The organism is Acetatifactor sp., assembly GCF_982438285.1.
On the sequence record NZ_CEWDFQ010000061.1, the window covers coordinates 1 to 12,049 of the forward strand.

The following is a 12,049-nucleotide window of genomic DNA, read 5'->3' on the forward strand; positions in this document are numbered from 1 at the left end:
GGTATGGGGAGTGTCCAAGTGCAAGGAAGCTTTTGAATATCAGGAAAAAGCGGGCGAGGAGTGTTTTAAAATTATATTTGACTGGTCAAAATAAGATGAAATGCTTGACCATACACACATATGCATAGATTCGAAGAGAGGCTCAAGCAGTGCGATGGCACAGCCTTTTGCGGCTTTGATGGAAGCAGACGCTTCTGAAACTCATGGCAAGGTCTACGCATTTTCTTTTGTATACAGTGGCTCTTTTCAGATAGAAGCTGAGAGGGACTCTGTGGGACAGACGAGAATCAATGTAGGTATCTCGCCTTTTGATTTTTGTTGGACATTGAAAGAAAATGAAACCTTTCAGACTCCGGAGGTGGTGCTTGTATATTCCAATCAGGGAATTGGAAAGATGAGCCGAATTTTTCACAATCTATATAGAAAGCGTCTTTGCAGGGGAATATACCGGGATAAGGTAAGGCCCATGGTCATTAATCATTGGGACGCAACCGGTGTGAATTTCGAGGAGGAACAGCTGATACGCATTGCGGATTTCGGGGCAGGTATCGGGCTGGAGCTGTTTGTAATGGATGACGGATGGTTTGGTGATGCGGGGGAAGGCGTGCGTCCTCTTGGGGACTGGTTTGTGAATAAGAAAAAGTTCCCCAATGGGCTTAAAAATATGGTTGATCATATTAACAAATCCGGGATGGGTTTTGGAATTTGGTTTGAACCGGAAGTGGTTTCTCCTGAGTCTCATCTGTATCAAGATCATCCTGAATGGTGCATGAAAGCGCCAGGTAAAGAAAGCACTCAGATGTTTCATCAGCTTCTGTTAGACTTTTCCCTGCCGGAGGTACAGGAATATATTGTAGATACAGTTTCGAATGTTTTGGACTCAGCGAATATTGTATATGTAAAATGGGATTTTAACCGTAATATTGTAGAGACAAAAAATCAAATGCAGCGCCATAAGTATATCCTAGGGGTGTATCGGGTACTGGATATATTGACAGAAAAATACCCCAATGTGCTGTTTGAGGGCTGCAGCAGCGGAGGAGGACGTTTTGACCCAGGAATGCTTTACTATATGCCTCAAACCTGGACCAGTGATAATCAACAGGCAATGTCACGATTGAAAATACAGCATGGCATGTCCATGATTTATCCTGTTGTTTCCATGACCGCTCATGTGGGACAAATTGATTATGGAGTGGACAAATATAATAATCAGCTGAATACTGCGGCTATGGTTGCAATGGGGGCAAATTTTGGCTTTGAAATGGATTTGAGCAGACTATCGAAAGCAGAGCTGGAACAGGTGGGAAAATATGTGCAGATTTACAGAAGCATACGTGGTACTGTCCAATTTGGAGATTTCTATCGTTTATCCAGTCCGTTTGAAGAGGAAAACACAGCATGGGAGTATGTAAGCGAAAATCAAGTTGTGCTGTTTACATTTCAGAAAAGCTCGCAGGTGAACGGAGAAGAGTGGAGGATTCTTTTTCAGGGACTTGACGAAACGGCAGTTTATGAATCAGAAGGAAAAGAATATGACGGAGAGGTCTTAATGAAACTGGGATATCGAGTGCTCTTAGGAGCATTTGTAAATGAAAGTCATTGTTTTATATTTAACAGAGTAAAATAAGTATTTTATGTATAGTGAGGAGTAAACCTAATGAAACCCAAAGTTGTATTTATGCCACATGCAAATATTCAATATTCTCAGCTGCCCCCTGAAAGGAGACTGTGGGTCATCGAAAACTGTTATGAAAAGCTGTTTGATCTGATAAGGGAAGGAGACTATAAAATCGCATTTGAAGCAAGCGGCATTACCATAGAGGAAATGGCAAAAAAGCACCCGGATGTCTGAATAAATTAAAGGAGCTGATTGCACAAGGAAAGGTTGAGCCGGTATCCTCCCCCTATATTCATTTTATGCTTGCCAACGTCCCCAAAGAGATAGGCGCCCATTCCTTGAAGCATTCCCTGGATGTTTGGGAAAAGTACGTGGGAAAGCGGCCTGAAATAGGGTGGAATCCGGAATGCGGCTGGGCGGACTATATTTTGGAGATTTATAAGGAAGCAGGTATTAAAGCGCTGGTTATGGACGCAGATTCGTTTTTCCTTTCCTTTGGTGAAATAAGAAAGGCCACAGATTTGAAATTCGATGTGCAGGGACACTCCAACAAAAATCATCTGTTTAAAATTGAAGAATATATTCAGGATAAGCCGGAGTTTTTAAAGTTTATTACAAATCCGTCTATTGCTCCAAATGGCATGAAAATGATATTTCGAAGCGATTGCATGGCTAATCTGCTGTTGTGGTATTTAATGGGAGCTACGGAGGATATGAGAGAAGAGCCTATTAATATGAAAGAAATAAAAGCCATGTTTGCAAAATGGAAGGACAGGATATGTGAGACGGGAGGCTTCATAATGCCGTATGCAGAAGATGCGGAATACATAGGCTCCAGTGCGTATTTTTATGTAAAGCAGTTCAATGAAGCCAGATTTTTTGAAGCTGAACCGAAAAGTGTAGATAGATTTCAGGAAATTTTGGAAGCGGCTAAGGAGGCCGGATATGAATTTGCTACTCCGAGCGAGGTTTTGGATGAAGGAAATCTGTTAGAGAATCCCTATGTAAAATGTATTGAAAATGGAGTGGCCTGGCATGGAGGAACTGCAAAGGCATGGGCGAACACGGACTATTCACGCATTATGGATCCGGTATGCCTTTTCATTTTTAATGGCATAAAGGAAGTGGCGGGACAGCTGGGGGAAACACTGGATAATCTTGACGCGGATCTGGAACGGGCTATGAGGGCCCTGGCCAGTGCATGGGTGTCTGATTCGCGTTGGCCTCCGGCGCCTACCAGCCCAGGGCGCTTTAATGTGCAGGAAAGCTTGGAAGATATGTATGCGGCAAACGCAGCTATTGAAGCGGCAATGAAAAATAACAGCGTGGAAAAAATGAAGGGATTGTACTCTTCTTCCTTAATGTATACGCAGATTCAATTAATTGAGAGTGTATTAATGAATAGAAAATATTTTGGAGAATAGGAAAAGACCTGTCAACATATATTTTCCTTAAGAAAAGCCGCGGAGGGGATTACCATTTTTCACTCCTTTCAAAATGTGATAAAAAAAGCCATTTCATTGGAAATCATTGGGATTATCCTGGTGGCTGGCCTGATCATCTTTTTAAGAACCAAGGAAGAGGACAATATATATCCCACTTCCGGGGAAGCATTGGCACAGGAATCTGACAACGGGGATTATATAAAATGGGTGGACTTTACAGTATCTTACGAGGCATTATGCCGGGCTTATGCCTGGGACGTGGACACTCATGGGACGACCCATGAGGTGGATTGGATTGAGCTTTTGGCCTATACGGCTGCAAAGACAGGAGGAGAGTTTGACAGTAAGGCGCTGTCTGTGCTGGAAAAGGCTGCGGAAGCCTTGTCGGAGGGAGAATGCAGTATTGAGGAGCTGACCGGGGACTTAAAATATTATTCCTACTATCACGAGGCCTACGATGCAGTACTTGGGGGAATGGTGGGGGAGTATGAGGAGGAGATGGAGGATGAGAACGGGGAAATGAAATACCAGTCCAGGTATGGCTTGAAGGCATATTTCCCTCTGGCCCGCGGCTTTGACTATTCCCATTATGATGATTTTGGGGTGGGCCGCAGCTACGGGTACAAGAGAAAACATCTTGGGCATGACATGATGGGACTTACGGGTACACCCATCATGGCCGTGGAGTCCGGATATGTGGAAGCGTTAGGGTGGAACCAGTACGGCGGCTGGCGTATCGGTATCCGGAGCTTTGACGGCAGACGCTACTACTATTACGCCCATTTAAGACAAAACTACCCCTATGCAGAAAATCTGGAGGAGGGAAGCATTGTCACTGCGGGAGATGTAATCGGCTACATGGGACATACCGGGTACAGCACCACGGAAAATGTAAACAACATAGAAGTGACACATCTGCACTGGGGACTGCAGCTGATCTTTGACGAATCCCAGAAGGAAGGAAATAATGAAATCTGGATCGATCTCTATGCGCTCACAAGATTTTTGGCGAAGCACACGCAGCCTGCACAGAAGGTGGAGGGCACCAAGGAATGGGTCAGAACAAACGACATTATCGACCCGAGCGTAGAGGAGGCGCTTCAGGCGGGGAGCTGAGCAAAATAACAGTTTGGTCCGCGCCTGTTATTTTTTTGTCAAAAGGCATTGCAAAAGAACCCACCCTATGATAAAATAAGCACAGTGGAAATGACAAAAAAATAACAATCATTGATTGGAGGAAAAACAAATGGCAAAGAAAGTTGTATTGGCGGGTGCCTGCCGTACTGCTATCGGCACAATGGGCGGTACGCTCAGCACCACTCCCGTAGTTGAGCTCGGCGCAATCGTAATCAAAGAGGCTTTGAAGAGAGCGGGAGTTGCCCCCGAGGCTGTGGATCAGGTTTACATGGGCTGTGTAATCCAGGCGGGACAGGGACAGAACGTTGCCCGTCAGGCTTCCATCAAAGCCGGACTTCCCATTGAAGTGCCTGCAGTAACCATGAATGTAGTGTGCGGCTCCGGCTTGAACTGTGTAAACCAGGCGGCTCAGATGATTATGGCGGGAGATGCCGATATTGTAGTTGCCGGCGGAATGGAGAACATGTCCATGGCTCCCTATGCGATTCCTCAGGGCCGTTATGGTTACCGTATGGGCAATGCAACCCTGGTGGACACCATGATTAAGGATGCTCTGTGGGACGCATTCAATGATTATCATATGATAAAGACGGCGGACAATATCTGCGAGGAATGGGGACTTACCCGTGAAGAGCTGGATGAGTTTGCTTTAAAGAGCCAGCAGAAGGCAGAGGCGGCGCAGAAGAGCGGAGCGTTCAAGGCAGAGATCGTTCCCGTTGAAGTAAAGAAGAAAAAGGAAACGATTGTTTTTGATACAGATGAAGGCCCCAGACATGGCTCTACCATGGAAGGCCTGGCAAAGCTTCGTCCCATCAATCCGGGCGGTTTTGTCACCGCAGGAAACGCTTCCGGCATCAATGACGGCGCTGCGGCTATCGTAGTGATGAGCGAAGAGAAGGCAAAGGAGCTTGGCGTAAAGCCTATGGCAACCTTTGTGGCAGGCGCTCTTGCAGGCGTTCGCCCTGAGGTGATGGGAATCGGCCCCGTGGCTGCAACAAAGAAGGTAATGGCAAAGACCGGCATGAAGATTGAGGACTTTGACATCATCGAGGCAAATGAGGCCTTTGCAGCGCAGTCTGTTGCGGTAGGCAAGGACCTTGGCATTGATGTGGACAGACAGCTCAATCCCAACGGCGGCGCCATCGCGCTGGGTCATCCTGTGGGAGCGTCCGGATGCCGTATCCTTGTGACCCTTTTGCATGAGATGCAGGCAAAGGGTGCAAAGACGGGTCTTGCTACGCTGTGCATCGGCGGCGGCATGGGCTGTGCTACCATTGTTAAAATAGAAGATTAAGGCTCTGGCAGGGGAGTACCCTGCGATAAAGGCGGAAAAGCATTTGTCCTGCGCACAGGCAGGCAAATGCCTTTTCGACTTTTTTCATGCCGTTATAATTTTAAATGCGCTAAGAGCGGCGCAGAAATGAGGAGAACCATGGAATATATTTTATATGAGCAGAAGGGCAGCTATGCCATTATCACCATCAACCGGGAAAAAGCTTTAAATGCGCTGAATTCCACAGTGCTGGAGGAGCTGGACCAGACCCTGGATATGGTAAATTTAGAAGAGGTAAGAGCGCTGATTCTCACGGGCGCCGGAGAGAAGTCCTTTGTGGCAGGCGCGGACATCGGCGAGATGAGCACCCTGACCAAGGCGCAGGGAGAGGCTTTCGGCAAGAAGGGAAATGATGTTTTTCGCAAAATAGAGACATTCCCTATCCCGGTGATCGCAGCGGTAAACGGCTTTGCCCTGGGCGGCGGCTGTGAGCTTTCCATGAGCTGTGACATCAGGATTTGTTCCGACAACGCAGTGTTCGGACAGCCTGAGGTGGGACTTGGAATCACGCCTGGCTTTGGAGGAACCCAGAGGCTGGCTCGTCTGGTGGGGGCCGGCATGGCAAAGCAGATGATTTATACGGCGCGAAACATTAAGGCGGAGGAGGCTTACAGAATCGGCCTGGTAAATGCGGTGTATCCGAAGGAGGAGCTGCTTCCCGCAGCGGAGAAGATGGCTGCAGGCATTGCAAAGAATGCGCCTATCGCGGTGCGCAACTGCAAAAAAGCAATCAATGAGGGCCTTGACGTGGATATGGATCAGGCTCTTGTGATTGAGGAGAAGCTTTTTGGAGACTGCTTTGAGACCCAGGATCAGAGGTATGGCATGGCGTTTTTCTTAGACAAAAATAAGGAAAAGGTGAAGGAGCCCTTCAAAAACTGCTAAGAGCAAAATAAGCAAAGAGAACATAGAAAAGCATAAGGAGGAAATTTCAATGAAGGTTGGTATTATCGGAGCAGGCACCATGGGTGCCGGAATCGCACAGGCTTTTGCCATGACGGATGGATATGAGGTATGCTTATGCGATATCAAGCAGGAATTTGCAGACGGCGGCAAGGGCAGGATTTTAAAGAACCTGAATTTCTTAGTGGGCAAGGAGAAGCTTACCCAGGAGAAGGCGGACGCCATCGCGGCAAAGATTGTGACGGGACTTAAGGATATCTGCACGGACTGCGATCTGGTGATCGAGGTGGCTCCTGAAAATATGGAGATTAAGAAAACTACTTTTAAGGAGCTGCAGGATATTGTAAAGCCTGACTGCATTTTTGCAACCAACACCTCATCCCTTTCTATCACAGAGATGGGAGCTGGGCTCGACAGACCTATGATCGGCATGCACTTCTTCAATCCTGCGGACAGGATGAAGCTGGTGGAGGTGATCGCAGGAGAGAATACACCTGTAGAGCTGGTAGAGAAGATCAAGGGAATCGCTGCTGAGATTGGCAAGACTCCCGTTGAGGTAAAGGAAGCGCCCGGATTTGTGGTGAACAGAATTTTGATCCCCATGATCAACGAGGCTATCGGCATTTATGCTGATGGTACCGCAAGTGTATCCGATATCGACGAGGCTATGAAGCTTGGTGCGAATCATCCCATGGGGCCTCTGGCGCTGGGAGACCTGGTAGGTCTTGATATCGTGCTGGCTATCATGGAGGTAATCCAGAACGAGACAGGAGATCCCAAGTATCGTCCTCATCCCCTGCTCCGCAAGATGGTTCGTGCGGGCAAGCTGGGAAGAAAGACAGGAAAGGGCTTCTACGATTATACAAAATAGGCGGATTTGATCAGCGGCGCGGAGGGCAACCTCTGCGCTGCAAGTCTGCTTTCTGAATACAAAAACAACGTTATGGAGGAATTAAAATCATGGATTTTACCTTAAAGAAAGAACATGAAATGGCACGGACGCTCTTTCAGGAGTTTGCGGAAAAGGAAGTGAAGCCCCTGGCCCAGGAGGTGGATGAGACAGAACAGTTTCCCAGAGTGACCGTTGACAAAATGGCAAAATGTGGATTTTTGGGAATTCCCGTTCCCAAGGAGTACGGCGGACAGGGCTGTGATCCCCTCACCTATGTGATGTGTGTGGAGGAGCTGTCCAAGGTGTGCGGCACCACCGGCGTTATCGTATCCGCACACACCTCTCTTTGCTGCGATCCTATTCTCACCTTCGGCACAGAGGAGCAGAAGCAGAAGTATCTGGTTCCCCTGGCAAAGGGAGAAAAGCTGGGAGCCTTCGGCCTTACTGAGCCCGGAGCAGGAACGGACGCCCAGGGCCAGCAGACAAAGGCGGTTTTAGACGGCGATGAGTATGTGATCAACGGCTCCAAGATATTCATCACCAACGGTAAGGAGGCCGACGTCTATGTGATTTTTGCAGTGACCGGCATGATTGAAAAGCGCGGCAGAATGATCAAGGAGATTTCTTCTTTTATCGTAGAGAAGGGAACGCCTGGATTCAGCTTCGGAACCAAGGAAAAGAAGATGGGTATCCGCGGTTCCTCCACTTATGAGCTGATCTTTACCGACTGCAGAGTGCCCAAGGAGAATCTCTTAGGCAAGCTGGGACAGGGCTTTAAGATTGCAATGCACACCCTGGACGGCGGACGTATCGGTATTGCGGCTCAGGCTCTCGGCATTGCGGAAGGCGCTCTTGACAGAACCATCGCCTACACCAAGGAGAGAAAGCAGTTTGGCAGGTCCATTGCAGCACAGCAGAACACCCAGTTCCAGCTGGCTGATATGGCAACCAAGGTAGAGGCGGCCAAGTTTTTGGTATACAAGGCGGCAATGGCAAAGGCTACCCAGAAGGAGTACGGATTTGAAGCCGCACAGGCAAAGCTGTATGCGGCAGAGGTTGCCATGGAGGTGACCACCAAGGCTGTACAGCTGCACGGCGGATATGGTTACACCAGAGAGTACGATGTGGAGCGCATGATGCGCGATGCAAAGATCACCGAGATTTACGAGGGAACAAGCGAAGTTCAGAGAATGGTGATCTCCGCGGCTCTGCTTAAGTAGGCCAAAACAGGAAGAAATCTATAGAAAATAAGGAGAGAAAACACATGAAAATCGTTGTTTGCATTAAACAGGTTCCCGACACCAAGGGCGGCGTAAAGTTTAATCCCGACGGCACCCTGGACAGAGCGGCCATGATGACAATAATGAACCCTGACGACAAGGCAGGCTTAGAGGCTGCCTTAAGATTGAAGGATCAGTACGGTGCGGAGGTTACCGCCCTTACCATGGGTCTGCCCAAGGCTGCGGATGTTTTGAGAGAGGCCATGGCAATGGGCGCTGACAGAGGAATCCTGGTAACAGACAGAGTGCTCGGCGGCGCTGATACATGGGCTACCTCCCAGACCCTGGCAGGCGCTCTGCGCAATCTGGAATATGATCTGATCATCACCGGGCGTCAGGCTATTGACGGAGACACCGCCCAGGTGGGCCCTCAGATTTCCGAGCACCTGAACATTCCCGTTATTTCCTACGCCCAGAAAATCCAGATCGAGGGAGACAGCGTGATCGTGGAGCGTCAGTTTGATGACAGGTACCATGTTCTCAAGGCAACAATGCCCTGCCTGATCACCGCTTTGGCAGAGTTAAACGAGCCCCGTTACATGACCCCCGGCGGTATTTTTGATGCCTGCAGCGCAGAGATCACCGTGTGGGGCAGAAACGATCTGAAGGATGTGGACGACTCCAATCTTGGCTTAAAGGGATCGCCTACCCAGATCGCAAAGGCTTCCGATAAGGTGAGAAAGGGCGCCGGTGAAAAGGTTTCCCTTGATCCTGCGGAGTCTGTTGATTACATTGTTGGCAAGCTGAAGGAAAAGCATGTAATTTAAAGATGAAAATTCTTTCCCGATATGATACATGAATGGAGGATATGAAATGAACTTAGAAGAATATAAAGGCGTATATGTCTTTGCCCAGCAGGTAGACAACGTAATTAACAGCATTGCCTTTGAGCTGGTCGGAAAGGGAAAAGACCTTGCAGATACCCTGGGAACAGAGGTGACCGCTGTGCTGGTGGGAAGCGGCGTGAAGGAGCTTGCGGACGAGCTTGCTGAATATGGGGCGGACCGGGTGATCGTAGTGGATGATCCTGAGCTGAAGGAATACAGAACGGAGCCCTATGCCCATGCGCTGGCATCCGTAATTGAAAAATATAAGCCGGAGATTTTCCTGGTGGGCGCAACGGCCATCGGCCGTGACCTTGGCCCCAGGGTTTCCGCAAGAGTCCACACGGGACTGACTGCAGACTGTACCCAGCTGGAGATCGGTGATTTCCCCATGAATCCTATTCCTGGAAAGGAGCAGAAGCACAATCAGCTTTTGATGACCCGTCCCGCATTCGGCGGCAATACCATTGCAACCATTGCCTGCCCTGATTTCCGGCCCCAGATGGCTACTGTCCGCCCCGGCGTTATGCAGAAGCGCCCCAAGGTGGAAGGGGCAAAGGCCAATGTGGAGGAATTCAATCCCGGCTTTACGCCCAACAGAAATTATGTGGAAATTCTGGATATCGTAAAAGCAGTGAGCGATACGGTGGATATTATGGACGCTAAGATTTTGGTATCCGGCGGCCGCGGCGTGGGAAGCGCAGAAAACTTCAAGCTTCTGGACGATCTGGCGGCAGTGCTGGGCGGCACCGTAAGCTGTTCCCGTGCAGTGGTGGATGCAGGCTGGAAGCCCAAGGATCTTCAGGTGGGACAGACAGGAAAGACGGTGCGTCCCAACGTATACTTTGCTATCGGCATCTCCGGCGCCATCCAGCATCTGGCGGGTATGGAAGAATCTGATCTGATCATCGCCATCAACAAGGACGAAACCGCGCCTATTTTTGATGTGGCGGATTACGGCATTGTGGGAGATTTGAATAAGATTGTTCCCGCATTGACAGAGAAGCTGAAGGCGGAAATGGCGGCGAAATGAACCGTTAAATAATTTGGACAGGAATCCTCACAGGGTATTTGCTCTGTGGGGATTTTTTTGTATAATAGAGGCAGAAAAAAGGAATGCAAAAGGCGGTATTATAAAATGGCGAAGCAAAAGGAAGTTAAGACCAATGCCATGCGCATATTGGAAGGCATGAAAATTCCATTCACCCACTATACCTATGAGTGCGATGCCTTTGTGGACGGGCTGCAGATAGCGGATCAGCTGTCCCTGCCCTATGAGAAGGTGTATAAGACTTTGGTGGCAAGGGGAAGCAGCAAAAATTATTTTGTGTTTGTGATTCCGGTGGCTTGTGAGCTTGATCTGAAAAAGGCTGCAAGAAGCGTGGGAGAAAAGAGCATGGAAATGATTCATGTAAAGGATATCAATGCAGTCACGGGATATATACGGGGAGGCTGTACGGCCGTGGGCATGAAAAAGCAGTATGTGACGCGGATCGATGAAAGCGCAAAGGCCCTGGAGACCATGATCGTCAGCGGCGGCAGAATCGGCTCCCAGATAGAGCTGGCTCCCACTGATCTGGCCAGAGCCGCAGGAGCGGAATTTGCAGAGCTTGTGAAGGCCCAGGGGTAAGTCACCCTTATTTTGGTTATTATGACCAGGTTCTGATACTAGGAAGCGGGTTTTGCAGATGCCTAAAGAAAGACAGACAAGAAAGGAAAAAGAAAAAGATATGCAGGAAGAAAAAAACATTATGTCCTTTGAAACAGTGGCATTAGACGAAGCGAAAAATGCAGTGGTGATCATAGACCAGACCCTTTTGCCAGGCACTACGCAGCTGGCGGTTTTGAAAACGGCTCAGGAGATATGGGACGCCATCTACCGCCTGCAGGTGAGAGGGGCTCCGGCCATCGGTGTAACCGCCGCCCTGGGGATTTATGTTCTGGCAAAGCAGATCGAGGAGCAGTATTTTGAGACATTTTACCAAAAATTCCGGGAGTATAAGGAATATCTGGACTCCTCCCGGCCCACGGCGGTGAATCTGTCCTGGGCCTTGCGGCGGATGGAGGCTGTGTGTCTGCAGGCGGGACGGCAGGAAAAGCGTCCTGTGGCAGAAGTGAAGGAAATCCTGCATAAGGAAGCGCTCCGCATTCGCCAGGAGGATGTGGAGGTTTGTCGAAAAATCGGGGAATATGGGCTGAGTCTGCTGAATCCCGGGGATGGAATCCTGACGCACTGTAATGCAGGACAACTTGCAACTGTGAAATATGGGACGGCCACTGCCCCTATTTATCTGGGGCAGGAGAGAGGGTATCATTTTCATGTGTTTGCGGACGAAACCCGTCCTCTCCTTCAGGGAGCCAGGCTTACGGCCTATGAGCTATCCTGCGCGGGAGTGGACGTGACCTTAATCTGCGACAACATGGCTGCCTCCGTGATGTCCAAGGGGCTGGTGCAGGCTGTATTTGTGGGATGTGACCGGGTGGCTGCAAACGGGGATACTGCCAATAAGATTGGCACCTCCATGGCCGCGCTGGCGGCAAATTATTACGGCGTGCCGGTGTATGTGTGCGCGCCTACCTCCACCATTGATATGGATACTGCCAGGGGCGGGGG

General features: G+C 49.2%; 12 protein-coding genes. All 12 read left to right on the plus strand.

The window, feature by feature from the left end; genetic code table 11:
- Positions 1–100 precede the first annotated feature (100 nt).
- The gene (locus AC1WIP_RS04775; RefSeq protein WP_481140744.1) at positions 101–1,630 is read left to right on the plus strand and encodes an alpha-galactosidase; all 1,530 of its coding nucleotides are present in this window, start codon (positions 101–103) and stop codon (positions 1,628–1,630) included.
- A 30-nt stretch (positions 1,631–1,660) separates the two neighbouring features.
- The gene (locus tag AC1WIP_RS04780) at positions 1,661–1,855 is read left to right on the plus strand and encodes a hypothetical protein (protein WP_481140745.1); all 195 of its coding nucleotides are present in this window, start codon (positions 1,661–1,663) and stop codon (positions 1,853–1,855) included.
- Between the two features lie 17 nt (positions 1,856–1,872).
- Complete coding sequence (locus AC1WIP_RS04785) at positions 1,873–3,045, plus strand: glycoside hydrolase family 57 (RefSeq protein WP_481140751.1); 1,173 nt, start codon at positions 1,873–1,875, stop codon at positions 3,043–3,045.
- Between the two features lie 105 nt (positions 3,046–3,150).
- A complete protein-coding gene (locus tag AC1WIP_RS04790) occupies positions 3,151–4,182 on the plus strand; it encodes a M23 family metallopeptidase (protein WP_481140752.1) in 1,032 nt (343 codons plus the stop codon).
- A gap of 130 nt (positions 4,183–4,312) precedes the next feature.
- The gene (locus AC1WIP_RS04795) at positions 4,313–5,497 is read left to right on the plus strand and encodes an acetyl-CoA C-acetyltransferase (RefSeq protein ID WP_318705066.1); all 1,185 of its coding nucleotides are present in this window, start codon (positions 4,313–4,315) and stop codon (positions 5,495–5,497) included.
- Between the two features lie 138 nt (positions 5,498–5,635).
- A complete protein-coding gene (locus tag AC1WIP_RS04800) occupies positions 5,636–6,421 on the plus strand; it encodes an enoyl-CoA hydratase-related protein (RefSeq protein ID WP_318709646.1) in 786 nt (261 codons plus the stop codon).
- Between the two features lie 49 nt (positions 6,422–6,470).
- Positions 6,471–7,310 (plus strand): 3-hydroxyacyl-CoA dehydrogenase family protein, encoded by an 840-nt coding sequence (locus AC1WIP_RS04805; protein WP_481140746.1) that lies wholly within the window; start codon positions 6,471–6,473, stop codon positions 7,308–7,310.
- Positions 7,311–7,399: 89 nt separating this feature from the next.
- A complete protein-coding gene (locus tag AC1WIP_RS04810; RefSeq protein ID WP_481140747.1) occupies positions 7,400–8,551 on the plus strand; it encodes an acyl-CoA dehydrogenase in 1,152 nt (383 codons plus the stop codon).
- Between the two features lie 44 nt (positions 8,552–8,595).
- Complete coding sequence (locus AC1WIP_RS04815) at positions 8,596–9,378, plus strand: electron transfer flavoprotein subunit beta/FixA family protein (RefSeq protein ID WP_481140748.1); 783 nt, start codon at positions 8,596–8,598, stop codon at positions 9,376–9,378.
- Positions 9,379–9,424: 46 nt separating this feature from the next.
- A complete protein-coding gene (locus AC1WIP_RS04820; RefSeq protein ID WP_481140749.1) occupies positions 9,425–10,468 on the plus strand; it encodes an electron transfer flavoprotein subunit alpha/FixB family protein in 1,044 nt (347 codons plus the stop codon).
- A 105-nt stretch (positions 10,469–10,573) separates the two neighbouring features.
- Positions 10,574–11,065: a Cys-tRNA(Pro) deacylase gene (gene ybaK, locus AC1WIP_RS04825; protein ID WP_481140750.1), complete on the plus strand. Its 492-nt coding sequence runs from the start codon at positions 10,574–10,576 to the stop codon at positions 11,063–11,065.
- A gap of 58 nt (positions 11,066–11,123) precedes the next feature.
- Positions 11,124–12,049, plus strand: a 926-nt coding sequence (mtnA, locus tag AC1WIP_RS04830) for an S-methyl-5-thioribose-1-phosphate isomerase (RefSeq protein ID WP_481140753.1), incomplete at its 3' end; no start/stop codon positions are given.